This window comes from Streptomyces sp. NBC_00988 (assembly GCF_045162645.1).
Taxonomy (GTDB): Bacteria; Actinomycetota; Actinomycetes; order Streptomycetales; family Streptomycetaceae; genus Streptomyces.
The window spans coordinates 7,856,594-7,878,932 of sequence record NZ_CP108730.1 but is presented as its reverse complement, the minus strand read 5'-3'; the positions used below and the strand labels follow the sequence as shown (position 1 = coordinate 7,878,932).

Sequence of the window (22,339 nt, the reverse complement as noted above, 5' to 3'; positions counted from 1 at the left end):
ACCCGGCGCTGTGCCGGGTGCCCCTCGTTCGGTCGTCGTGCGCTAGCTGGGGTTCGTGACGATGGTCCCGACCCGGTTGGTCTTGCTGATCAGGGCCTGGCGCAGGGCGCCGTAGACGTCCTGTGGGGTGACGGCCGTCTTCTGGCCGGTGGCCCGGGTGATCTTCACGCCGTCGAAGGTGCTGCCGTAGAGCGTCTTGAGGGCGGTGAGGTCGGGGCTGTCGGTGAGCTTGCCGTTCACGGCCTTCACCCTGAGGAACTTCCACAGGGATTTGTTCGGGCTCAGCGGCAGGGTGACGCCGGTGTCCGTCTTGACCGTGACGAGGGCGGACATCGCGGGCTCCGCGAACGCCTTCATCTCGCGGTCGACCTCGGCGTTCGTGACCGTCGGCTGCCTGGTGGTCGTCGGGACCGTCACCGTGGTGGCCGTGTCGGTCTCCACCTCGGTGCGGTACGCCTCCTCCACGGCCGTGACGGACCCGGCCGCGTCGATGGCCTTGCCCGCCTTGCCGTAGACGGCGACCGCCTTGCCCGACGTGAACTGGATCGTGCCCTCGGTGACCGCGCCGGAGCCGGAGCCGCCGCCGAGGTCGGAGAGGGCGGCCTGGAGCTTCTCCTCGTCGGTCGGCATCTCGGGCTGGACGACCCGGTGCTGGCCGAAGAGCGAGCCGATCACGGAGACCGGGTTGTAGTCGCTGGTGGCGGCCTTGCTGACGGTGGCCGCGAAGTCGAACTGCAGCCCCGCCTGGTCCGGCTTGAGCGAGACCGTCTTTCCGCCGACCGACAGCTTCAGCGGCTTGTTCACGCGGTCGCCGAACGCGTCGTCGAGCTTCTTGACGGCGTCGTCACGGGTGCCGCCGCCGATGTCGAGGCCGAGCACGGTGGTGCCCTTGGGCACGTCGGTGTGGTTCATCAGCAGGCCCGCGCAGTAGGCGCCGCCGCCGATGACGAACACGCCGACGCAGAGCAGGACCAGCTTGCTGCGGCCCTTCTTCTTTTTCTTCGCGCTCTTGCCGGTGCTCTTGGCCGCGGCGGGCGCACTCTGCGCCGCACCGGGCTCGGACACCTTCGGGGGCGTGTGCGGCAGCGGTCCGTCGGGGTGGGTGCCCGGGCCGAACGGCGAGTTCCCCGCACCCGGGATGACCGGCATACCGCTGGTGACGGTGTGGCCGGAGACCTGGTCGGCGGGGGCGCCGTAGCCGGGGCCACCGGGTTCGGGGGCCGGCTTCTGCGGGGTGAGGATCGCGGTGTCGTCACTGAGCCCGCCGCCGGGGGGCATGCCGGGGAGGCTCGCGCCGCCGGGGCCCATACCGGGGCCGCCAGGGCCCATGCCCTGGCCACCGGGTCCCATGCCGGGACCGCCGGGGCCCGCGCCAGGACCAGCGGGGCCCCTGCCGTGTCGGCCGGAGGACGCACCCGGGGCGCCGGGACCACCAGGGCCCCCGGGACCCCCAGGCCCGGCGAATGAACCGGGACCGCCAAGCCCACCGGCGCCGTTCGTGCCGCCAGGTCCAGGGCCGTCGGCGTAGCCGCTCAGCGTGCTGGGCGCACCCGGTGCTCCGCCGCCCATGGGGCCGGGCGGCAGCATCAGGCCGTTGCCGGTGACCGGACCGCCGGTCGGGCCCGCGGGGCCCTCGGGACCGCCCGGACCACCGCGCCCGTTCGGGCCGTTGAAGCCGTTGGGTCCACCGGGACCGCCGGGACCGCCCGGGCCCATGCCCTGGCCGTTCGGACCGGGGAACTGTTCGGCTCGCCCGCCGGGGCCGTTGCCCCCGGGGAAGCCGCCCAACTCGCCCTGGCCGTTGGGCTCGGGGTAACCACCCTGGCCACCCTGGGCGTTGGGCCCGGGGTAACCGCCCTGCTGGCCGTTGTCCGAGAAGTACGGCAGGTCGTCGCGGCGCGGTTCGCCGGGGCCGCCGTTGGGGCCACCGCCGTTCGGGCGCGGCCCGTTGCCGGCCGCCAGTGCTTCCGTCACGTCGAAGGAACCCGTGCCGCCACCGTGCCCGGGGGCGACGGGTCCGGCACCGGTGGCGCCGCCGATTCCGGCGCCGTTCGTACCGCCGCCGCTCGCGCCGGCCTGACGGGCGGCGCTCGTCACGTTCATGCCGCCGACCACACCACCGGGACGGCCGGCGCTCGGCCGGCCCGCACCGGGCGCTCCGGAAGCGGGCGCACTCGGGGTGCCCGCGGCCGAACCGCCGGGAATCCCGGCGCCGTTGGTGCCGCCTCCGCCCTGACCGCCCTTCGCGGGGCCGGACTTGCGGGGTGCGAACCAGTCGCTGGTCTTCTCCTCGGCGCCGGGCAGCGCGAGTTCGGTGGACGGCTCGACGACGCCGCCCGTGGGCAGCGCGGAACTCGGCAGCTGCACCTCGGCGGTCGTGGACCCCTCGGCGTCCGCGACGGGCGTGCGCACGACGACAGGCGGAATGGGCCGCGAACCGGGGATGTTGATCCGGATCCGGGTCGTCAGCGTCGTCTCGGTCTTGCGTTCCTCCGGCTGCGCGGCCGAACGCCCCGCATCCGTACGGTCGTCGGAAGCCGCCGGCGTCCCGTACGGCGGGGTCCCCGAGGGGTAAGCGGCTCCGCCGCGCCCGTCGGGCCCGGAGGACGGAGTGTCAGTTTCACGACTCAAGGCAGGTTCTCCCGGTTGGCTCCGCCGCCCGACACCCACGGGCGACTCGGCGGCGCGCACCACCATACTGGCCACTTCTTGGCGGTATCCCACGGCCGCTGGGGAAACCCACACCGGACTCGCACGCGCGCGTCACCGCGAAGTGGTACGTCACTTGCCAAGTCGGACGTCAGGGCTGGTTGGTTGCCGCCCCAAACCCAACGTGGCACAGATCACAGCTACGGCCATCCCGCCGAGCAGGAAGAGATAGGAACCGACTCCCGCGCCGAAGAGGAAGTCGCCTTCCGGGCGGCTGGCGGTGAGCAGGATGACGGCCACCATCCAGCCCGCGGCAGGCGCCACGGCACCGCCCCGGCCCTCGGTCGCTCTCGCCCCGCCGACGAACGCCCCGGCCGCTCCCACGAGCGCGAGCAGCAGCCCGCCCGGGAACCACGCGGCCTGCACGAGGGCCCCGGCCGCCCCGACGACCGCGCCGAGCACGAAGAGCCCGAGGTAGGCCAACACCCGCAGCGCGGACGGCCGTTGCAGCGGCTGCGCGAGCAGGCTCCCGCCGTTGGTGGCGCTCATCACAGGCCCAGCCCTTCGAAGAGGTCGGTCTCGGGCGCACCGTCACTCACCGCAGGATGCACCAACTCGTAGTACTCGGTGGTGAACACGGGCTGCGCGAGGTAGTTGGAGAGCACGAAGTACGGCTGTTCCGGGGCCACTTCGATCTGCGTGGCGTGCGCCCGCAGCGCCGCGGTCTTGGCGGCGGCGTACGCGGTGCCGTCGATCACGGTGGTGATCCGCCCGTCGTCCACGACACCCGGCACGTCGTCCACGGCGGCCGTCTCGGCGAAGGGCAGCTCCGGCAGCGCGTCACGCAGCCGCGCGAAGCCTTCTTCCACGACGGTCCGGGGAACGCGGTTCCAGTAGACCCTGGCGATCGACTCCCCTGCATCGGCGGCGAGTTCGGCGGCGCGCATGGCCACTCGGTGGGCCTGGATGTGGTCGGGGTGGCCGTAGCCGCCGTCGGGGTCGTAGGTGACCAGGACCTGCGGACGCACCTCGCGGATGACCTCGACGAGATGTCCGGCGGCCTCGTCGACGTCGGCCTGCCAGAAGCAGGCGGGGTCGTCGTTGTCCGAGGTGCCCATCATCCCGGAGTCCCGGTATCTGCCGGGGCCGCCCAGGAAGCCGTGGTCGGTGACCCCGAGCGCCTTCATGGCGGCGGTGAGCTCGCGCTCCCGCTCCTCGGCCAGTCCGGCGCCCGACAGATGCCGCAGCGCGGGCGGGATGACCTCGCCGCGCTCTCCGAGGGTGCACGTGATCAGCGTCACGTGGGCACCCTCGGCCGCGTACTTGGCCATCGTCGCGCCGTTGTTGATCGACTCGTCGTCCGGGTGCGCGTGCACCAGCAGCAGACGACGGGCGGGCAGTTCCGTCATGGACCCACCCTAAAGGCGAGCCGTCAGAACTTGATGCTGCCGATCATGCTCGCGATGTTCGTCGTGAGATCGCTGATCGTGGGCGCGATGGTCGAGGAGGCCAGATAGAACCCGAGGAGGACACAGACGACCGCATGTCCGCCCTTCAGCCCTGATTTCTTGACCAGAAGGAAGACGACGATCGCCAGCAGCACCACCGCCGAAATCGAGAGTGCCACGGCGGCTCACCTCCAATGATCCCAGGGACTAGGGGGGTCGGACTATGGGGGCAATGGATCCATGGCGTGGACCCGTGAGCAAATCCATACAGCAGCCAGCAGGTTCATACCCACGCAGCGCTAGTGATCATAACTATCCGCGCTCGCGCATCGCTCGGCGCACAGCCGCACAAGGGGGCGCATGGCCAATATGGTCGGGGCATGACGACCGAGGCTGACTCCTTCCCCCGCCGGCACGCCCGTACCCAGCGGTTCACGCTCGGCGCGCCGCGCGCTTTCACCGTGTCACCTGACGGTTCCCGGGTCGTGTTCCTGCGCTCCTCCTCCGGCACGGACCGGGCGAACGCGCTGTGGGTCCTCGACCTGGCGGACGGCACCGAGCGCGTGGCGGCCGACCCGCGCGCCCTCCTGGGCGGCGCCTCGGAGCACCTCTCGCGCGAGGAGCGGGCCCGTCGCGAACGCACCCGCGAGGGTGGTGCGGGGATCGTCGGCTACGCCACCGACAGCGAGGCCGAGTTGGCGTCTTTCGCCTTGTCAGGGCGGCTTTTCACGGCGGATCCGCAATCCGGCACGGCACGTGAACTCCCGGTCCCCGGACCGGTGATCGACCCCCGCCCGGCCCCCGACGGACGGCACATCGCCTACGTCACGGGCGGCGCCCTGCGCGTCGTGGGAGCCGAGGGCGACGGTGACCGGGCGCTCGCCGAGCCGGAGTCGGACCACGTCACCTACGGGCTGGCCGAGTTCATCGCGGCCGAGGAGATGAGCCGTACGCGCGGCTTCTGGTGGTCGCCGGAGTCGGACCGGCTGCTGGTCGCCCGCGCGGACGACACGCCGGTCCAGCGCTGGTGGATCGCCGACCCGGCCCATCCGGAGCGCGAGCCGCAGCGGGTCGCGTACCCGGCGGCGGGCACGGCCAACGCGGACGTACGGCTGTACGTGATCGGGCTCGACGGGACGCGCACGGAGGTCGTCTGGGACCGGGCGCGGTACCCGTATCTGGCGCGAGTGCACTGGTCAGCGGCGGGTGCGCCGCTGCTGCTCGTGCAGGCCCGGGACCAGCGCAGCCAGCTGTTCCTCGCCGTGGAGCCCGACTCGGGGGCGACCCGGATGGTGCACGCCGACGAAGATCCAATTTGGCTTGATCTTTTCCCTGGCGTGCCGTGCTGGAGCCCTTCGGGACGGCTCGTGCGGATCGCCGACGAGGGTGGCGCGCGGGTGCTCGCGGTGGGTGAACGCCTGCTCACAGGACCGCAGTTGCACGTCCGCGCGGTGCTGGACGTCTCGGACGACAGCGTGTTGGTCTCGGCGTCGGCGGGCGAGGACGCGCCGGCCCCGGAGACCGGCGAGGTGCACGTCTATCGCGTCAACGAGCTCGGCCTGGAGCGCCTCTCGCAGGAGCCCGGCGTGCACTCGGCGGTACGCGCCGGGGGCGTGACCGTGCTGGTCTCGGCGGTGCCGGACCGGCCGGGCACTCAGGTCCAGGTGCTGCGCGCGGGCAGGAAGGCGGTGCCGGTCGCGTCGTACGCCGAAGATCCCGGTCTGTCCCCGCGCATCACGTTCACCGAGGGGGGCGCACGGCGCGTCCCGTGCGCCCTGCTTATGCCACGGGACTACGACGGCAGCAGTCCCCTTCCGGTTTTGATGGACCCCTACGGCGGTCCGCACGGCCCACGCGTGGTCGCCGCACACAACGCGCACCTCACGTCACAGTGGTTCGCCGACCAGGGTTTCGCGGTGCTCGTCGCCGACGGCCGCGGCACCCCGGGCCGTTCACCGGCATGGGAGAAGGCGATCCACCGCGACTTCACACTCTCCCTCGACGACCAGATCGACGCCCTCCAGGACCTCGCGAAGAGCCACCCGCTGGACCTCTCGCGCGTCGCCATCCGCGGCTGGTCGTACGGGGGTTGGCTCGCGGGGCTCGCCGTGCTGCGCCGCCCGGACGTCTTCCACGCGGGCATCGCGGGCGCCCCGGTCACCGACTGGCGGCTCTACGACACGCACTACACGGAGCGGTACCTGGGCGACCCGGCCGCGGACCCGGAGTCGTACGCGAAGAGCAGTCTGGTGACGGACGACGGGCTCTCCTCCCCCGCCGACCCGCACCGCCCGCTGATGGTCGTGCACGGCCTCGCCGACGACAACGTGGTGGTCGCGCACGCCCTGCGGCTGTCCTCCGCGCTGCTGGCCGCCGGCCGCCCGCACGAGGTGCTGCCGCTGTCCGGGGTGACCCACATGACCCCGCAGGAGCAGGTCGCGGAGAATCTCCTGCTGCTCCAAGTGGACTTCCTGAAGCGGGCGTTGGGCCTGGCATAGGTACGGCAACGGACCGGGGCGACATGGCGCGCCCCGGTCCGTTTACGGCACCCGCACGGCCGTACGTCACTCAGGTTGACGCGTCCGTATATCGAGACCGGGTCGGCCGAGTTGCCTGCGTGTTAACGCGGTTGGTGCCTGTTTGTACGGTTATTCCGCCCCATCCGCAAGATCGTCCGGGGTCACCTCGGTGGTTTCCTCCTTCGGTACGACCGACTTCTCCTCGGCGAAGTGACAGGCCGAGTCGTGTGCCGCGGGCCCGCTCGCGAGCCGGAACTCCGCGGGCACCGCGAGCAGCGGCACCTCCAGTGAGCAGCGCTCCTGCGCCTTCCAGCAGCGGGTGCGGAAGCGGCACCCGGAGGGGATGTTCGTCGGCGACGGCACGTCACCCGCGAGGATGATCCGCTCCCGGTGCTCCCGCGCGTCCGGGTCGGGCACGGGCACGGCGGACAGCAGCGCCTGGGTGTACGGGTGCGTCGGGTGGTCGTAGATCTCCTCGTCCTTGCCGATCTCCACGATCCGGCCGAGGTACATGACCCCGACCCGGTCCGAGATGTGCCGGACGATCGACAGGTCGTGCGCGATGAAGATGTACGACAGGTCGAACTCGTCCTGGAGCCGGTCGAGGAGGTTGATCACCTGCGCCTGCACGGAGACGTCGAGCGCGGAGACGGGTTCGTCGGCGACGATGACCTCGGGGCGCAGCGCCAACCCCCGTGCGATGCCGATGCGTTGGCGCTGGCCGCCGGAGAACTGGTGCGGATACCGGTTGATGTACTCGGGGTTGAGCCCGACCACGTCCAGCAGATCCTGAACTCGCTTGCGGCGATCACCTTTTGGCGCCACCTCGGGGTGGATCTCGTACGGCTCCCCGATGATGTCGCCCACCGTCATCCGGGGGTTGAGGGAGGTGTACGGGTCCTGGAACACCATCTGGATGTTGCGCCGGGCGGCCTTCAGGGCGCGGCCGGACATCTTGCTGATGTCCTCGCCCTTGAACTTGATCGACCCTTCGGTCGGCCGCTCAAGGTTGACCAGCATCTTGGCGACGGTCGACTTGCCGCACCCGGACTCCCCGACGATGCCGAGGGTCTCGCCTCTGTTGAGCGTGAAGTCCACACCGTCGACGGCCTTGACGGCACCGACCTGCTTCTTGAAGAGGATGCCCTGGGTCAACGGGTAGTGCTTGACGAGTCGGGTAACCTCCAGGATCGACTCAACCATTGAGGCACTCCCTCCAGAAGTGGCAGGCGCTGCCCCGGTGTTGATCCACCTCGTACAGCTCGGGTTCGTCGGTCCGGCACACGTCCTGGGCCATCGGACAGCGGGGGTTGAAGGCGCAGCCGGGCGGGATGTGCATGAGGTTCGGCGGCAGGCCCTTGATGGCGTAGAGCTCCTGGCCCTTCTGGTCCAGGCGCGGGATGGAGTCCAACAGGCCGCGCGTGTACGGGTGGGCCGGCGCCTTGTAGATGTCGTGGACGGGGGCCGACTCGACGATCCGGCCCGCGTACATCACGGCGATCTTGTCGGCGACGTCCGCGACGACTCCGAGGTCGTGGGTGATGAGGATGAGCCCCATGTGCAGTTCGCGCTGCAACTCGGCGAGCAGGTCCATGACTTGGGCCTGGACGGTGACGTCGAGGGCGGTGGTGGGTTCGTCGGCGATGATGAGCGCCGGCTCCAGGGCGAGCGCCATGGCGATCATGATGCGCTGGCGCATACCGCCGGAGAACTGGTGCGGATAGTCGCGCACGCGCTGTGCCGCGCCCGGGATCCGCACCCGGTCCATCAGCTCAACCGCCTTGGTCCGCGCGTCCTTTCGGGACATTCCCCGGTGCACGATGAACATCTCGCCGAGCTGGTCGCCCACGGAGAGCACGGGGTTGAGCGAGGACAGCGCGTCCTGGAAGATCATCGCCATCTCGGCACCGCGGACCTTGCGCCGCTCTTCTTCCTTGAACTTCAGCAGGTCCTTGCCCCGGAACAGAATCTCCCCGCCGGTGATCTTCCCCGGCGGCACGTCGAGGATCCCCATCACGGCCTGCGCCGTCACGGACTTCCCGGACCCCGACTCCCCCAGCACGGCCAGGGTCTCGCCCTCGTCCACGCTGTAGTTGACCCCGTTGACGGCCTTGGCGACCCCGTCCCTGGTCCTGAACTCCACATGCAGATCCCGCACTTCGAGCAGCATGACGCCGGTCACCTCAGCTTCGGGTCGAGGGCGTCGCGTACCGCGTCGCCGAGCATGATGAACGCGAGGACCGTGATCGCCAGGGCTCCGGCCGGCCAGAGAAGCATGTGCGGGGCGTTGCGGATGTACTGGGAGGCTGCCGAGATGTCGATGCCCCAGCTGACCGTGGGCGGCTTCAGGCCCACGCCGAGGTACGACAGGGTCGCCTCCAGCGAGATGTAGGTGCCGAGGGCGATGGTGGCGACGACGATCACCGGGGCGACCGCGTTCGGGGTGATGTGGCGTAGCAGGAGGCGGGAGTTGGAGGCGCCGAGGGCTCGCGCGGCCTGGACGTAGTCGTTCTGTTTGGCGGTGATGACCGAGCCGCGGGCGATGCGGGAGATCTGCGGCCAGCCGAGCAGGACCATGAAGCCGATGACCGGCCAGACGGTGTTGCTCGTCACCACGGACAGGAGCACCAGGCCGCCCAGGACCACCGGGATCGCGAAGAAGATGTCCGTGAGGCGGGACAGGATCGAGTCCCAGATCCCTCCGAAGAAGCCGGCGAGTCCGCCCAGCACCGACCCGAAGACCGCCACCCCCAGCGTGGCGAGCACGCCGACCGTCACCGACGTACGGGTGCCGTAGACCGTGCGCGTGTAGACGTCGCAGCCCTGGCCGTCGTAGCCGAAGGGGTGGCCCGGCTGGGAGCCCTCCTGGGCCTTCGCGAGGTCGCACTTGAGGGGGTTGCCCGAGGCGATCAGGGAGGGCCAGAGGGAGATGACCACCAGGAAGAGGATGACGAGCGCGGAGATGATGAAGACGGGGTTGCGGCGCAGGTCGCGCCAGGCGTCGGACCAGAGGGAGCGGGGTTTGCCGGCCGGGCCCGTGCCTTCCGGGCCGCCCGGGGTCTTCTCCAGCGTCTCCGCCTCGCTCGTCGCGAGGTCCATCGGGCCGCCCATGCCGGTGCCGGCGATGGCGCGCTCCGGTTCGAACGGCTGCTCAGGCATAGCGGATCCTCGGGTCGAGTACGGCGTAGAGGAGGTCGACGAGAAGGTTGGCGACCAGGAAGACCAGGACGAGGACGGTCACGAAGCCGACCACGGTCTGCGTGTTCTGGCGGACGATCCCCTGGTAGAGCTGGAAGCCGACCCCGTGGATGTTGAAGATCCGCTCGGTGACGATCGCGCCGCCCATCAGGGCACCGATGTCGGTGCCGATGAAGGTGACCACGGGGATGAGGGAGTTGCGCAGCAGGTGCCGGACGATCACCCGGCGTCTCGGCAGGCCCTTCGCGACGGCCGTACGGACGTAGTCGGAGCGCCTGTTCTCCGCGATGGACGTCCGGGTCAGCCGGGTCACGTACGCGAGCGAGACCGAGGCCAGCACCAGCCCGGGGACGATGAGTTCGCTGAAGGTCGCGTACGGGGAGACGGACGGTTTGATCCAGCCCCACTCGACGCCGAGGAGCAGTTGCAGCAGCAGGCCGGTGACGAAGGTCGGGATGGAGATGACGACCAGGGTGAGCAGCAGCACGCCGGTGTCGATCGGGCGGCCGCGCTTGAGGCCGGTGACCACACCCAGCGCGATGCCGACGACGACCTCGATGACGATCGCCACGAGGGTCAGCCGGATGGTGACCGGGAACGCGGTCGACATCAGCTCGGTGACCTTCTGGCCGTTGAACGCCGTACCGAAGTCACCGGTGAAGACGTTCCCCATGTAGGTCAGGTACTGCTGCCACACGGGCTTGTCGAGGCCGAACTCCCGCTTCAGCTGGGCGGCCGTCGCCGGGTCGCACTGCCGGTCGCCGCACAGCCCCGCGATGGGGTCGCCCATCACGTTCACCATCAGGAAGATCAACAGTGTGGCGCCGATGAAGACCGGGATCATCTGCAGCAGACGCCGGATTACGTACCGTCCCATGGGGGCTCCGGGGATCGTGGGGGCGGGCGCTCGTGAACCCGCCCCCGGTGCGGCTCAGCTGACCTTGATCTCGTTGTAGACGGGGACGCTGAACGGGTTCAGCGCCACGTTGGAGAGCCGGTCGGAGTAGCCCGCGCTGCCGTTCTGGTACCAGAGCGGGATGGCGGCCATGTTGTCCCGTACGACGCCCTCGGCCTGCTGGAAGAGCTTGATCGCCTTGCTGGTGTCGGTCTCCGCGTTGGCCTGGTTCACGAGCTTGTCGAAGTCCTTGTTGGACCACTGGCCGTCGTTGGAGGAGGCGTTGGTGTAGTACAGCGGCTGCAGGAAGTTCTGGATGAGCGGGTAGTCCATCTGCCAGCCGGCGCGGAACGGCCCGGTCATCTTGTGCTGGCCGATCTGGTTCCTGAAGTCGGCGAAGGTGCCGACCGGGTTCCCGACGCACGCCTTGTCGTTGCCGAGCGCGTTGTTGATGGAGTTGCACACGGCGTCCACCCACTCCTTGTGCGAGCCCGTGTCCGCGTTGTACGTGATCTTGACCTGGCCGCCGGGGATGCCACCGCCCTCCTGGACGAGCTTCTTCGCCTCGGTCGGGTTGTACTTGCAGGCGTCCCCGCACAGCCCGTCCTGGAAGCCGCCCTCGGTGCCGAGCACCGGCGAGGTCCAGTCGGTGGCGGGGGTGCGGGTCTTCTGGAAGATCGTGTTGGTGATCTGGTCCCGGTTGATCGCCATGGACAGGCCGGTGCGGACCTTGTCCGAGCCGCTCTTGTTCCAGTTCTTGTCGTAGTACGGGAACGCGAGGGTCTGGATGATGCCGGCGGGCGTGTTGATGTACCGGCCGCCGAGGTCGCTCTTGACGTTCTTGAGCTGCGAGGCCGGGATGTCGTCGACGAGGTCGAGGTTGCCGGCCATCAGGTCGGTGTAGGCGGTGTTGTTGTCGGTGTAGACCTTGAGGGTCACGCCACCGTTCTGCGCCTTGTCCGTCCCGGTGTACCCGTCCCACTTCTTGAGCTGCATCTGCGAGCCCTTGGTGTACGACGAGATGGTGTACGGCCCGTTGCCGACCGGCTTCTTCAGCCAGCCCGCGTGGTCGGAGAAGAAGGTGCTCGGCAGCGGCGAGTAGGCCGCGTACCCGAGGGTGTCGGGGAAGGTCGAGAACTTCTGGGTGAGCTTGATGGTGAAGGTGTCCGTGCCGGTCACCTTGAGCCCGGTGAGCGTGCCGGCGCTCTGCGAGCCGCTGTCGGGGTGGACCTTGTCGTAGCCCTCGATGTACCCGAAGAAGTACGCGTTCTTCTGGTTGTTCTTCAGGCTCGCCCCGTAGTTCCAGGCGTCGACGAACGACTTCGCGGTGACGGCCTCGCCGTTGCTGAACTTCCAGCCGCTCTTGACGGTGACCGTGAAGTTCTGCGAGTCCGTGGTCTCGATCTTGTCGGCGAGCATGTCCTCGGCCTTGCCGGACTTCGGGTCGTACCGCTTCAGGCCGCGGAAGACCATGTCGAGGACCTTGCCGCCCTGCACCTCGTTGGTGTTGGCCGGTTCCAGCGGGTTCTGCGGGTCACCCCAGGAGGCGCTGAGCACCGCGCTGCCGTCACCGCCGCCGCCGCTGCTGCTGCTTCCGCCGCCCCCACAGGCGGTCGCCGCGAGGGCTACCGCCGCCGCGCAAGCGGCCCATTTGGCGTGCGTGGCTCCACGCATCGAGTGCCTCCTCAGGAAAGCCGATCCATGCCGATCCGTTACCGGTCAATATCGACCGAAAAGGAGCACATCGCCTGCGGGCCCACCCTTTCGGGGGACCCCTGAGGTCCGTTCAGAGGATCTTCGGTGTAGCGCACAATGGATCACTGAGAAGCGATGCGGAACCGTTGGATTGTGACGTCCCGGTGTACGCATTCCGATACAGAGGCGTCCGCATAACGAACTCATTGCCCGTTTAGTGCAGTTGGCCCGATATAAAGCACGGACCGATCACGGCATGCTACCCGCGTAGCTACGGACTGCCCAAGAGATCGCAAAGAAGGTAAAGAGAAACCCAAGTCAGCCCAGATTTTATTGACCTTGCATGAATTGCGTTGAAAAAGTCCGGCGTAGCCCGTAGGGGAGTGCCCTGCGGAGTCTCATCAGACCCTCCCTTGGGCCAGGAGCACCATGACCCCCCCAACTCCATCCGCGGCCCCGCTTGAGGTGACCGACGAGAGCGTCGAGAAGTCGATCACTTCTCCCGCCTCGAAGGCCAACGAGAGCCGGTCCCCGGGTCAGCTCGCATGGCGCCGTTTCAAACGGGACCGTACGGGCGTCATATCGGCGATCATCGTGATCTTCTTCTTCGCGATCGCGCTGGCCGCACCGCTGATATCCAAGCTCTACGGGAAAGATCCGTACACGACGTACGCGAGCCAGGACCCGGGTCTGCTCGACGCCTTCTCGTACCCGGCGGGTCCCAACGGCGGCATGAGCTCGCAGTTCTGGTTCGGCATCGAGCCGCAGCTGGGCCGCGACGTCTTCACCTTCCTGATCTACGGCATCCGGACCTCGCTGGGCATCGCCGTGGCCGCCACCCTGATCACCACCGCCGTCGGCGTCGTGGTCGGCGTGACCGCGGGCTACCTGGGCGGCAAGACGGACTACTTCGTCGGCCGGATCATCGACATCGTGCTGTCGATCCCCTCGACGCTGTTCATCATCGCCTTCATGCCGGTGGTGTTCGGGCTCTTCGTCGCCGCCGACGACAACATCCCGACCTGGCTGCGGGCCACCGCGCTCATCATCATGATGTCCTTCTTCGGCTGGGCGTCGATCGCCCGTCTGCTGCGCGGGCAGGTACTCGGCCTGCGCGAGCGGGAGTTCGTCGAGGCCGCCAAGGTGACCGGGGCGTCGCCGGCACGCATCGTCTTCAAGGAACTGCTGCCCAACCTGTGGACCCCGATCCTCATCCAGTCCACGCTCATGCTCCCGGCCTACGTGACCGCTGAGGCGGGCTTCGCCTTTCTCGGTGTCGGCATGATCGACCCGACCCCCGACTGGGGCGTCATGATCCAGCGGGGCGCCCAGTTCTACACCCAGGACTTCACCTTCATGCTCTTCCCGGGCCTGGCCATGGTGATCTTCGTCCTGGCGTTCAACCTGCTCGGCGACTCGGCGCGCGACGCGCTCGACCCGAAGTCCAAGCGCTGACCCATCTCTCATCTCCGGCCCGGTCAATGTCGTCCGGCTGGTCCCGTCCCACCCGTAAGGCAGGGTTACTGTGTCTTTTTCCCGTAGAAACTTCATGATCGCCACCGGCGTCGTGGCCGCGTCGAGCTCGGTGCTGACCGCCTGCGGCGGCGGCAACTCGACCTCGAACAGCAAGGTCCCCTCGGTCAGCAAGGCCAAGCAGAGCAAGATCGACGTCGGTACGAAGGCCGACTCGACGGGCCCGGCTCCCGAGGTCGCCGGCGCGGTCAAGGGCGGGACGATCTACGGGCTCGACCAGTTCGACATGGACCACCTCGACCCGGCCCAGATCTACGTCTCCACCGAGATCCTCATCACCACGCCGATCATGCGCGGTCTGACCGGCTACAAGCTGGACTCCAAGGGCGGCGCCACCCTGGTCGGCGACGTGGCCACGGACGCGGGCACGGCCAAGGACGGCGGCAAGACCTGGTCGTTCACCATCAAGGACGGCATCAAGTGGGAGGACGGCTCCGACCTCTCCATGGACGACGTCCGGCACACCTTCGAGCGCCTCTTCGCCTCCTTCGTCACCGAGGGCCCGCGCTACGTCCAGCAGTTCCTGGTGGGCGGCGACAAGTACAAGGGCCCCTACGAGGGCAAGAACCTCGACTCCATCGAGATCGACGGCAAGACCGTCACCTTCCGCCTCAACGAGGCCCGTGGTGACTTCAACTTCACGCTGGCCGAGCGGGCGTACTCCTTCGTGAAGAAGTCGAAGGACACCAAGGAGAAGTACGACAAGCAGCCGTTCTCCTGCGGCCCGTACAAGATCTCCGCCCGCGACGTCGGCAAGTCGCTGACGTACACCCGCAACGAGCACTGGGACGCGGCGACGGACCCGATCCGCAACGCCTACCCGGACAAGTACCTCTTCCAGTTCGGCTTCGAACTGCTGGCCTCGACCGACCGCTACATAGCGGACAAGGGCAACGACCAGTACACGATGTCGATCTTCAACGAGATCGCCCCCGAGCGGATCGCCACGGTCCTCACCAACGCGAAGCTCAAGCAGCGCGTGCTCACCGCGGTCGACACGGTCACCTACTACTGGCCGATCAACACCACCCGGATCACGGACGTCAAGGTCCGCCAGGCCATCAACTACGCCTGGCCGAACCAGCAGTTGCAGACCATCCGCGGTGGCGCGTCCACCAGCGAGATCGCGACCACGATCTTCTCCCCGGTGACGCCCGGTTACGTGGAGTTCGACCTCTACGGCAAGACCACGAAGCCCGGCGGCGACCCGGTCAAGGCCAAGGCCCTCCTCAAGGAGGCCGGCAAGGTCGGGCAGAAGCTGGTCATCGCCTACCAGACGTCGGACAACGCGGTGAAGCAGGCCGTGGCGATCAAGAACGCGCTGGAGGCGGCCGGCTTCACGGTCGTCAACAAGCAGATCGACAAGTCGACCTTCTACACCCAGATCGGCAAGATCGACAACACGTACGACCTGTTCGCGGCCGGCTGGAGCCCGGACTGGCCGGGCGGCTACTCGGTCTTCTACCCCTGCTGGGACGGCGCCAACATCGGCGACGGCCGCAGCAACTACGCCCAGCTGAAGAACGCGAGCGTCGACAAGGCGATCACCGCCGCCTCGCAGATCACCGACGCGGACGCGGCCAACAAGGCCTGGGGCGCCATCGACAAGCAGGTCATGGAGCTCGCGGCCTGCGTCCCGGACTACCACGCCATCCGCAACTGGATGCACGGCTCGAAGCTCGGCGGCTTCGTCTACGACGCCGGAAACACCGGCCTCGCGCTCACGAGGCTCTACGCCAAGGCGTAGGCGCCACACGCCACCAGGGGGCGGCCCCACCGGGCCGCCCCCCACCGGCCCCACACCCCTCACGCCCCGGCAACGGCGCCTCGCCCGGAGAGTCCTGACCCCATGTTCCGCTTCCTTGTCCGCCGTACGATCGGCGCGCTGGTCATTCTGCTGATCATCAGCGCCATCACCTTCTGGCTCTTCTACGCCGTCCCGCGTGACCCGGCCATGATGTCCTGCGGCAAGAACTGCACGCCGGCCTCGCTCGCGCAGATCCGGCACAACCTGGGCATCGACCATCCGATCCCGGTGCAGTACTGGTACTGGCTGAAGGGGATCTTCGTCGGGCGGGACTACAGCGGCTACGGAATGTGCAACGCGCCGTGCCTCGGCTACTCCTTCGCCAACAACGAGCCCGTCTTCGGCACGATCATGGACCGGCTGCCGCTGACCCTCTCGCTCGCCTTCGGTTCGGCCGTCATCTTCCTGATCTTCGGTGTCGGCACGGGCATGATCGCGGCGCTGAAGCAGGGCAAGTTCCTGGACAAGTTCGCGACCTCGGCGTCGCTGCTGGGCTCCTCGCTCCAGATCTACTTCGTCGGCTACATCGCGCTGTACTTCCTGGTCTTCAAGACAGGCATCCTCGACCAGCCCTCGTACACGCCGCTGACCGACAACCCCGTCTCGTGGTTCTCCGGCCTGCTGCTTCCGTGGCTGGTGCTGTCGATCATCTTCACCGCCAACTACACCCGCATGGCCCGCTCCCAGCTGGTCGAGCAGCTCAGCGAGGACTACGTCCGGACCGCGCGCGCCAAGGGCCTCTCCCGTACCAACGTGTTCCTGCGCTTCGCCTGGCGCGGCGCGATGGGTCCGATCGTCACGGTGTTCGGCATCGACCTGGGCACGCTGATCGGCGGCGCGATCATCACCGAGCAGGTCTTCAGCCTCCAGGGCATCGGCCGGCTCGCGGTGATCTCCGTCATCCAGAGCGACCTGCCGATGCTGCTCGGCGTCACCGTGCTGGCGGCCGCCGCGATCGTGTTCTTCAACATCATCGTCGACGCCGCCTACGCCTTCATCGACCCGCGGATCCGGCTCGCCTGACCCTCCGCCCGTACCCCCTACCCCCCGCATCGCCCCCAGGAGCGTCTCCGTGACGAGCACCGATCAGCAGCCCTTCCTCTCCGTCAGGGATCTCAAAGTCCACTTCTCCACCGAGGACGGCATCGTCAAGGCCGTCGACGGGCTCTCCTTCGACCTCGCCAAGGGCAGGACGCTCGGCATCGTCGGCGAGTCGGGCTCCGGCAAGTCCGTCACCAACCTGACGATCCTGGGCCTCCACGACCGCGACCGTACGGCGATCGAGGGCGAGATCCTGCTCGACGGCAAGGAGCTGCTCACCGCGAGCGAGCGGGAGCTGGAGCGGCTCCGCGGCAACAAGATGTCCATGATCTTCCAGGACGCGCTGGCCTCGCTGTCGCCGTACCACACGGTCGGCAAGCAGATCAGCGAGGTGTACCGCAAGCACACCGGTGCCTCCAAGAAGGAGTCCCGCGCGCGGGCGATCGAGATGCTGAAGCGGGTCGGGATCCCCCAGCCCGAGGTCCGGGTGGACGACTACCCGCACCTGTTCTCGGGCGGTATGCGCCAGCGCGCGATGATCGCCATGGCGCTGGTCTGCGACCCCGAGCTGCTGATCGCCGACGAGCCGACGACGGCCCTCGACGTGACGGTCCAGGCCCAGATCATGGACCTGCTGAAGGACCTCCAGCAGGAGTTCGGCACCGCCATCGTGTTCATCACGCACGACCTCGGCGTCATCGCCGACATCGCCGACGACGTCCTCGTGATGTACGGCGGCCGGTGCGTGGAGCGCGGCACCAAGAAGGAGGTGCTGACGGACCCGCAGCACCCCTACACCCTCGGTCTGCTCAGCTCCATGCCGAGCCTCGAAGGACCGGTCGACGTGCCGCTGATGCCGATCCCGGGCTCGCCGCCCTCGCTGCTCAATCCGCCGTCCGGCTGCCGCTTCCACCCGCGCTGCACCTTCGCCGAGAAGGTCGAGGGCGGCCTGTGCTCCAGCGAGCGGCCCGTGCTGGAGGTGGTCGACGGCCGGGGCTCCGCCTGCCACCTCACCACCGCGCAGCGCCAGGAACTCTTCGCCGACCTTCTCGCCGTAACCCAGCACAACTGACGTACTAGAAACGGGACTTCCCATCATGAGCAACGCGAACCCCCTCCTGGACGTCAGCGGGCTGACCAAACACTTCCCGATCAAGGGCGGCTTCCCGATCCGGCGTACGGTCGGTGCCGTGCAGGCCGTCGACGGGCTGGACTTCCAGGTCGGCGAGGGCGAAAGCCTGGGCCTGGTCGGCGAGTCCGGCTGCGGCAAGTCGACGACGGGCCGCCTGATCACCCGGCTCCTGGAGCCGAGCGGCGGCAGGATCACCTACCGCGGCCAGGACATCACCCACGCGGGCCGCAAGCAGCTGGCGCCCATCCGGTCCGAGATCCAGATGATCTTCCAGGACCCGTACGCCTCGCTGAACCCGCGGCAGACGGTCGGCAAGATCGTGGCCGGCCCGATGGAGATCAACGACATCAACCCGGCCGGCGGCCGCGAGGCCCGCGTCCGTGAGCTGCTGGAGATCGTCGGTCTCAACCCCGAGCACTACAACCGCTTCCCGCACGAGTTCTCCGGCGGCCAGCGCCAACGCATCGGTGTCGCCCGCGCGTTGGCCCTCGAACCGAAGCTGATCGTCGCGGACGAACCGGTGTCGGCCCTGGACGTCTCGATCCAGGCGCAGGTCGTGAACCTGCTCCAGAAGGTCCAGAAGGAACTCGGCATCGCGTTCGTGTTCATCGCCCACGACCTGGCGATCGTCCGGCACTTCTCACAGCGAGTCGCGGTAATGTACCTCGGCAAGATCGTGGAGATCGCCGACCGCGACGACCTGTACGGCAACCCGCGCCACCCCTATACGCGGGCCCTGCTGTCCGCCGTGCCCGAGGCCACGGTGGACGAGACGCCCGCCCGGGACCGCATCCGGCTGGTCGGTGACGTGCCGTCGCCGATCAACCCGCCCACGGGCTGCCGTTTCCGTACCCGTTGCTGGAAGGCGACGGAGAAGTGCGCGACGGAGGCTCCGCCGCTGGTACAGGTCGAGGGCAACAAGCCGGGCCACCTGACCGCATGCCACTACCCCGAGACGGCGGACACCGTTCCGGCACCCCGTCTCTCCAAGGACCCCGAGGCGGCGGCCTGACACACCCCTTTAGTCAGCCGCCCCCTTCAGGAACGGACTTTCACCGGCCCATTGACCCGAGCCCATGAACGTCCGATCCAGGGGACGAAGGCCCGCGCCCACCCAGGCGCGGGCCTTCGCCATGAACGGGCGAGCCGGGGTTCGGCGTGACACACTGCCGCGGTGGATGATCGTTCGTTCGCGGATCCTTCGCTCGCAGCGCTGTACGACACCCTCAACCCGTGGGGGCCCGGCGACGACTTCTGTCTCGGGCTGGTCATGTCCGCCGGCTCCGTGCTCGATGTCGGGTGCGGTACCGGGCGGTTGCTCGGGCGGGCCCGGCGGGAGGGGCACCGGGGGCGGCTGACGGGACTCGATCCCGCCGCGGCGATGCTGGTGCGGGCGCGGGCTCGTGAACCCGGCGTCGAGTGGGTGCTCGGAGATCTCCGGGCGCGCGAGTGGCACGGTGAGTTCGAACTCGCCGTCATGACCGGACACGCCTTCCAAGTGCTGCTCGGCGACGAGGAGTTGCGCCTCGCCCTACGTGCCGTACGTGCCGCTCTCGTGCCCGGCGGGCGGTTCGTGTTCGAGACGCGGAATCCGGGGGCCCGGGCGTGGGAGACGTGGACGCCGGACCGGGTGCGGGAGATTCCCGACGGGTGCGGCGGGGTCGTACGTGTGTGGCACGAGGTCGAGTCCGTGGCGGCGGGCGAGGAACGCGTGACGTTCACCGAGACGTTCGAAGGCGCCCAGTGGGAACGGCCTCAAGTCGACCGAACCACCCTGCGGTTCCTCGACACCGACACCCTGGACCGCTTCCTGGGCTCGGCCGGGTTTGTCGTCGTGGAGCGGTACGGCGACTGGGGGCGGGGGCCGTTGGCAGTGGACTGCCCCGAGATCATTACCGTGGCTGAAACTACGAGCCGGTGCGGCTAGGGCGTTTCGCAGGTGCCGTTGGGCCACTCGCTTCTTGGCCAGTGTCGGGCTTCCACGGCCCGAGTAAAGGGCGCTCCCTGCGGTCGCGTCGCCTGCGGCGATGGCCCTGCGGGCCACCCTTGACTAGGGCCGCTCCAGCCCGTTTCAGAAGCGAGCGAGCGGCCCGGAGGAACGGGTGGCCAGGTAGGGACCCCCTTCCCTGAACCGTGCTGCCGGCCGGTGTGCAGGGACGCGCACGTCTCGCCTGCACACCGGATGGGCTTGGCGGCTACCCGCCGGTGGGGGGAGGCAGAGAACACGGGGGCTCGCTGCCGTCTCGCCAGCACGCCCCCTCAGCTCAGCGGCCAGCGGTGGGCGGATGGGTGGGTGGTTGCGGAAAACCGGGGGGAAATCTAACCACCGTCGCGACTTTTTACCGGTTAGAAAAGACCCCAGCCTCCAGAAATGCCAGGGCCAGGGCGGGAAGCCGGGGGTAGGTGGGTCGGAGAAGTGTGACACTTCCGCTTCGGCTGTCACATTGCTGCGAACCGGGTACCGCGGGGAGGCGCAATTGGCAGATGGGGGCCATCACCCGGGCCGCCGCCCAGCACCGGCCCGGAGCCTTCCCCCGTGCCTGTGGCCCAGAACTGCCCATTACCCACGACCTGTTCTGTTGCCCGTGACCTGTTGCTTGTGGGGTCGAGGTCGGTCCCCGCACACGCCGCCGGCCGGTAGCCGCCAAACCCGCCCGGCACGCAGGCGATACGCGAGCGCGTTCCCCTCACCCCCGGCCACGCCCCCGGCGCCCCTCCTTGCCCCTTGGCCCCTTGCCCCTTGGCCCCTTGGCCTGGTGGCGTCGCGCAGCAAGTCCCCACCGGCCGACAGCCACTGAGCCGAGGCGGCGTGCGGGCGATACGGCAACACGCCGCCCTCGCCCCGACCCGGCCCTCTCCGGAAGCCGGGGTCATCTCTAACCGGTAAAAGCCTGCGACGGTGGTTAGATTTACCCCCGGCTTCCCGCAACCACCCACCCACCGTCGGCCGCTGAGCCGAGGCGGCGTGCAGGCGGGACGGCAGCGCGCCCCCCACCGACCGGTAGCCGCCAAGCCCACCCGGCATACAGGCGAAACGCGAGCGCACCCCCACACACCGGACCGGAACGCAGTACAGGCAAGGGGATCCGTACCTGGGCCACCCATCCCTCGGGGCCGCCCGCTCGCTTCTCAAACGGGATTGCGTGAGTTGAGTCAAGGGTGGAGCGCAGCGCAATCGGCGCAGCCGACGCGACCGCAGGGAGCGCCCTTTACTCGACTCACGCAATCCCGACACTGACCAAGAAGCGGGCGGCCCAACGGTCACATCACGGCCCGGGGGCCGCGGCAACCCCCTAGTCCTCCAACGTCTCCTCCAGCGCAGCCAACGCCGGGTCCAGCACGATGTCCTCGCCCCGTCCCTCGATCGTCGGCTCCTCCGGGAAGTGGCAGGCCGTCAGGTGGGCGGGGCGGTTGCCCTCGATCTGGATCAGCGGTGGCTCCTCGGTCGCGCACTTGTCCTGGGCCTTCCAGCAACGGGTGCGGAAGCGGCAGCCGGAGGGGGGCGAGATCGGGGAGGGGACGTCGCCGGCGAGGCGGATGCGTTCGCGGCCGACCGTCTCGTTGTCGCTGAGGTTCACCTCGGGCACCGCGGACAGCAGGGCGTGGGTGTACGGGTGCCGGGGGCGGGTGTAGATGGAGTCGCGGTCGCCCACCTCGATGATCTTGCCGAGGTACATGACCGCCACGCGGTGCGAGAAGTGTCGTACGACTGCGAGGTCGTGGGCGATGAACAGGAACGCGATGCCGAGTTCCCTCTGGACCTCCTGGAGGAGGTTCACCACCTGGGCCTGGATCGAGACATCCAGGGCCGACACCGGTTCGTCCGCGACGATCAGCTTCGGTTCGAGGGCCAACGCCCTTGCCACGCCGATGCGTTGACGCTGGCCGCCGGAGAACTCGTGCGGGAAGCGGTTGTAGTGCTCGGGGTTGAGGCCGACGATCTCCAGGAGTTCGCGGACCCGTTTCTCGCGGCCGCCCTCCGGGTGGATGTCGTTGATCTCCATCGGGCCCGAGATGATCTTGCCGACCGTCTGCCGCGGGTTCAGCGACGAGTACGGGTCCTGGAAGATCATCTGGATCTCGGAGCGGATCGGGGCCAGTTGTTTGCGGGAGGCGTGGGTGATGTCCTGGCCGCGGTAGGTGATCTTGCCCGCGCTCGGCTCCAGCAGGCGGGTGATCAGGCGGCCCGTCGTCGACTTGCCGCAGCCCGACTCCCCCACCAGGCCGAAGCTCTCCCCCACGTGCACGCTCAGGTCGATGCCGTCGACGGCCTGGACGGCGCCGACCGTACGGCGGATCGGGAAACCGCCCTTCACCGGGAAGTGCTTGGTCAGGCCCTCCACCACCAGCAACGGTTCGCCGGAGGCTTCCGGTACCGCGTCGCGCGGGGCGGGCAGGACGAGGTCCTCTGTCATGACGTCT

The 22,339-nt window shown here is 68.8% G+C and carries 17 protein-coding genes; 7 read left to right on the top strand and 10 right to left on the bottom strand.

Features of this window, described 5'->3' with window-relative positions; translation table 11 throughout:
• Window positions 1–42: 42 nt before the first annotated feature.
• The 4 genes from OG496_RS36360 to OG496_RS36345 form a co-directional block, all read right to left on the bottom strand.
• Window positions 43–2,631 (bottom strand): hypothetical protein, encoded by a 2,589-nt coding sequence (locus OG496_RS36360; RefSeq protein ID WP_405973905.1) that lies wholly within the window; start codon window positions 2,629–2,631, stop codon window positions 43–45.
• A gap of 150 nt (window positions 2,632–2,781) precedes the next feature.
• Window positions 2,782–3,198, bottom strand: coding sequence for a DUF6113 family protein (locus OG496_RS36355; RefSeq protein WP_366489667.1), 417 nt, complete (start codon window positions 3,196–3,198; stop codon window positions 2,782–2,784).
• Window positions 3,198–4,058 carry an N-acetyl-1-D-myo-inositol-2-amino-2-deoxy-alpha-D-glucopyranoside deacetylase gene (gene mshB / locus OG496_RS36350; protein WP_405973904.1) on the bottom strand — a complete coding sequence of 287 codons (861 nt, stop codon included), beginning with the start codon at window positions 4,056–4,058 and terminating at the stop codon, window positions 3,198–3,200. Before mshB ends, OG496_RS36355 begins: the two co-directional genes overlap by 1 nt.
• Window positions 4,059–4,081: 23 nt before the next feature.
• Window positions 4,082–4,276: a hypothetical protein gene (locus OG496_RS36345; protein WP_019058412.1), complete on the bottom strand. Its 195-nt coding sequence runs from the start codon at window positions 4,274–4,276 to the stop codon at window positions 4,082–4,084.
• A gap of 201 nt (window positions 4,277–4,477) precedes the next feature.
• On the opposite strand from OG496_RS36345, the gene OG496_RS36340 reads away from it, so the two are divergent.
• Window positions 4,478–6,595 (top strand): prolyl oligopeptidase family serine peptidase, encoded by a 2,118-nt coding sequence (locus tag OG496_RS36340; protein ID WP_405973903.1) that lies wholly within the window; start codon window positions 4,478–4,480, stop codon window positions 6,593–6,595.
• Between the two features lie 150 nt (window positions 6,596–6,745).
• On the opposite strand, the gene OG496_RS36335 is transcribed toward OG496_RS36340, so the two are convergent.
• The 5 genes from OG496_RS36335 to OG496_RS36315 are packed head-to-tail and all read right to left on the bottom strand — an operon-like array spanning window position 6,746 to window position 12,383.
• A complete protein-coding gene (locus OG496_RS36335) occupies window positions 6,746–7,819 on the bottom strand; it encodes an ABC transporter ATP-binding protein (protein ID WP_405973902.1) in 1,074 nt (357 codons plus the stop codon).
• The gene (locus OG496_RS36330) at window positions 7,812–8,786 is read right to left on the bottom strand and encodes an ABC transporter ATP-binding protein (RefSeq protein WP_366489662.1); all 975 of its coding nucleotides are present in this window, start codon (window positions 8,784–8,786) and stop codon (window positions 7,812–7,814) included. The genes OG496_RS36335 and OG496_RS36330 overlap by 8 nt, the downstream gene beginning before the upstream one ends.
• A gap of 8 nt (window positions 8,787–8,794) precedes the next feature.
• Window positions 8,795–9,775 carry an ABC transporter permease gene (locus OG496_RS36325; protein WP_366489661.1) on the bottom strand — a complete coding sequence of 327 codons (981 nt, stop codon included), beginning with the start codon at window positions 9,773–9,775 and terminating at the stop codon, window positions 8,795–8,797.
• The gene (locus OG496_RS36320; protein ID WP_405973901.1) at window positions 9,768–10,691 is read right to left on the bottom strand and encodes an ABC transporter permease; all 924 of its coding nucleotides are present in this window, start codon (window positions 10,689–10,691) and stop codon (window positions 9,768–9,770) included. The genes OG496_RS36325 and OG496_RS36320 overlap by 8 nt, the downstream gene beginning before the upstream one ends.
• Before the next feature lie 54 nt (window positions 10,692–10,745).
• Window positions 10,746–12,383, bottom strand: a complete 1,638-nt coding sequence (locus OG496_RS36315; protein WP_405973900.1) for an ABC transporter substrate-binding protein — start codon at window positions 12,381–12,383, stop codon at window positions 10,746–10,748.
• Between the two features lie 450 nt (window positions 12,384–12,833).
• Here OG496_RS36315 and OG496_RS36310 point away from each other — a divergent pair, with 450 nt between their 5' ends.
• From OG496_RS36310 to OG496_RS36285, 6 genes are all read left to right on the top strand, one after another.
• Window positions 12,834–13,859, top strand: coding sequence for an ABC transporter permease (locus OG496_RS36310; RefSeq protein ID WP_405973899.1), 1,026 nt, complete (start codon window positions 12,834–12,836; stop codon window positions 13,857–13,859).
• Between the two features lie 94 nt (window positions 13,860–13,953).
• The gene (locus OG496_RS36305; RefSeq protein ID WP_366489657.1) at window positions 13,954–15,684 is read left to right on the top strand and encodes an ABC transporter substrate-binding protein; all 1,731 of its coding nucleotides are present in this window, start codon (window positions 13,954–13,956) and stop codon (window positions 15,682–15,684) included.
• 102 nt (window positions 15,685–15,786) lie between these two features.
• Entirely contained in the window at window positions 15,787–16,767 is a 981-nt protein-coding gene (locus tag OG496_RS36300; protein ID WP_366489656.1) for an ABC transporter permease, read from the top strand.
• Between the two features lie 49 nt (window positions 16,768–16,816).
• Window positions 16,817–17,857 (top strand): ABC transporter ATP-binding protein, encoded by a 1,041-nt coding sequence (locus OG496_RS36295; RefSeq protein WP_366489655.1) that lies wholly within the window; start codon window positions 16,817–16,819, stop codon window positions 17,855–17,857.
• Window positions 17,858–17,882: 25 nt separating this feature from the next.
• Window positions 17,883–18,929, top strand: coding sequence for a dipeptide ABC transporter ATP-binding protein (locus tag OG496_RS36290; RefSeq protein ID WP_366489654.1), 1,047 nt, complete (start codon window positions 17,883–17,885; stop codon window positions 18,927–18,929).
• Window positions 18,930–19,091: 162 nt separating this feature from the next.
• A complete protein-coding gene (locus tag OG496_RS36285; protein ID WP_405973898.1) occupies window positions 19,092–19,844 on the top strand; it encodes a class I SAM-dependent methyltransferase in 753 nt (250 codons plus the stop codon).
• A 1,366-nt stretch (window positions 19,845–21,210) separates the two neighbouring features.
• Here the strand turns inward: OG496_RS36285 and OG496_RS36280 are convergent.
• Window positions 21,211–22,332: an ABC transporter ATP-binding protein gene (locus OG496_RS36280; protein ID WP_399387027.1), complete on the bottom strand. Its 1,122-nt coding sequence runs from the start codon at window positions 22,330–22,332 to the stop codon at window positions 21,211–21,213.
• Window positions 22,333–22,339: the final 7 nt, after the last annotated feature.

Bases quoted from the DNA above. Each gene is read 5' to 3' on its own strand.
- OG496_RS36355 (WP_366489667.1), bottom strand. From the start codon at position 3,198: ATGAGCGCCACCAACGGCGGGAGCCTGCTCGCGCAGCCGCTGCAACGG.
- mshB (WP_405973904.1), bottom strand. From the start codon at position 4,058: ATGACGGAACTGCCCGCCCGTCGTCTGCTGCTGGTGCACGCGCACCCG.
- OG496_RS36340 (WP_405973903.1), top strand. From the start codon at position 4,478: ATGACGACCGAGGCTGACTCCTTCCCCCGCCGGCACGCCCGTACCCAG.
- OG496_RS36335 (WP_405973902.1), bottom strand. From the start codon at position 7,819: ATGGTTGAGTCGATCCTGGAGGTTACCCGACTCGTCAAGCACTACCCG.
- OG496_RS36330 (WP_366489662.1), bottom strand. From the start codon at position 8,786: ATGCTGCTCGAAGTGCGGGATCTGCATGTGGAGTTCAGGACCAGGGAC.
- OG496_RS36325 (WP_366489661.1), bottom strand. From the start codon at position 9,775: ATGCCTGAGCAGCCGTTCGAACCGGAGCGCGCCATCGCCGGCACCGGC.
- OG496_RS36320 (WP_405973901.1), bottom strand. From the start codon at position 10,691: ATGGGACGGTACGTAATCCGGCGTCTGCTGCAGATGATCCCGGTCTTC.
- OG496_RS36315 (WP_405973900.1), bottom strand. From the start codon at position 12,383: ATGCGTGGAGCCACGCACGCCAAATGGGCCGCTTGCGCGGCGGCGGTA.
- OG496_RS36310 (WP_405973899.1), top strand. From the start codon at position 12,834: ATGACCCCCCCAACTCCATCCGCGGCCCCGCTTGAGGTGACCGACGAG.
- OG496_RS36305 (WP_366489657.1), top strand. From the start codon at position 13,954: ATGATCGCCACCGGCGTCGTGGCCGCGTCGAGCTCGGTGCTGACCGCC.
- OG496_RS36300 (WP_366489656.1), top strand. From the start codon at position 15,787: ATGTTCCGCTTCCTTGTCCGCCGTACGATCGGCGCGCTGGTCATTCTG.
- OG496_RS36290 (WP_366489654.1), top strand. From the start codon at position 17,883: ATGAGCAACGCGAACCCCCTCCTGGACGTCAGCGGGCTGACCAAACAC.
- OG496_RS36280 (WP_399387027.1), bottom strand. From the start codon at position 22,332: ATGACAGAGGACCTCGTCCTGCCCGCCCCGCGCGACGCGGTACCGGAA.